This is a genomic window from Nocardioides bruguierae, assembly GCF_023656415.1.
In the GTDB taxonomy this organism is placed as follows: Bacteria; Actinomycetota; Actinomycetes; order Propionibacteriales; family Nocardioidaceae; genus Nocardioides; species Nocardioides bruguierae.
In genome coordinates, this window is record NZ_JAMOIL010000072.1 from 1 (window position 1) to 702 (window position 702).

Annotated in this window: 1 protein-coding gene; it reads left to right on the forward strand. The window is 72.5% G+C overall.

The window, feature by feature from the left end:
* On the forward strand, positions 1-702 hold a 702-nt coding region (locus M8330_RS21660), incomplete at both ends, for a hypothetical protein (protein ID WP_250829040.1).

Below are 702 nucleotides of genomic sequence, written 5' to 3' on the forward strand. Positions count from 1 at the left end.
CTGTTCCCCGGCGTCGAGTCCGCCCTGGACCGGCTCCAGACCGACGTCCCGGCCGTCACCAGCTTCGTCTCCGACCTCGCCGCCACCCTCGGCCGCCTCGCTGACGACGCCGCCGCGGCACTCGTCGGTGACGACATGGAGGCGTTCATCTCCTACGTCCGCTCCGACACGGTCCCGATGATGGACTCCTGGGCCCGGTCGACCGGCAACGTCGTCGTCGGCCTCGGCCAGCTGATGGCCGGCCTCGCGCCCCTGTCGCGGGACTTCACGTTCGGGTTCGAGGACATGACCCGCGCGTTCGCCGACTGGGCGACCGAGCTGACCGCCACCGACGGGTACCGCGACTTCATCGAGTACGTCCGCGACACCGGCCCCGACGTCCTCGACCTCCTCGGCACCACCGCCAGCACCCTGATCTCCGTGGGCCGGGCCGCGAGCCCCGTCGGCGAGGCGCTCCTGCCGGTGCTGACCCAGTTCGTCGAGCTCGTCGGGCAGATCGCCGACAGCCCCATCGGTGGGCCGCTGCTGGCCGGCACCGCCGCCCTGATGGCGTTCGGTCGTGCCGCCGACATCGCTTCCGGGTTCGCCGCCCGCTTCGAGACCCGCACCGAGGCCGTCACCTCCGCTGCCCGGACCATGACCCGGACCCTGGCCGCCGGTGCTGGCCTGTCGCTGTTCATCGCCGGCATCCAGGAAGCCGAC